The sequence below is a fragment of the Streptomyces sp. SID12501 genome (genome assembly GCF_010550245.1).
Classification (GTDB): Bacteria; Actinomycetota; Actinomycetes; order Streptomycetales; family Streptomycetaceae; genus Streptomyces.
The window spans coordinates 1-447 of record NZ_JAAGLU010000620.1 but is presented as its reverse complement, the minus strand read 5'-3'; the positions used below and the strand labels follow the sequence as shown (position 1 = coordinate 447).

General features: G+C 71.6%; 1 protein-coding gene. It reads left to right on the top strand.

All coding sequences use genetic code 11. The features are described 5' to 3' along the window. The coding region (locus tag G3I71_RS47580) for a hypothetical protein (protein ID WP_164325179.1) at positions 1–447 on the top strand (447 nt) is incomplete at both ends.

Here is a 447-nt window from a genome sequence, read left to right as displayed (position 1 = left end):
GAGCCCGGGCGCCACGGACCCGCGCCTCGACGGCGCCGGTCTGCGGATGGACGGCTTCACGGCCGCCGAGAGCACCGACTTCGCCATGAACCTGGTCGCCCACACCAGGGACGCCGCACTGCGGCTGCACCTCGACTACCGCGCGGACGTCTGCGACGGCCGCCTGGCCCGCTCCCTGTCGCAGCGGGTCCTGCGCGTCCTGGAAACCCTGACCACGCACGGCGACCAGCCGGTGGGCCGACTCGACACCCTCGACGCCACCGACCGCGAACGGGTCCTGGTGCAGTGGAACGGCAACGACACCCCCCTCACCGACATCCCCCTGCACGACCTCTTCGCAACCCAGGCCGTACGAACACCGGACACGATCGCGGTCACGGACGAGAACGGCAACAGCCTCACCTACCGGGAACTCGACGGCCGCGCCAACCAGGTCGCCCGCCACCT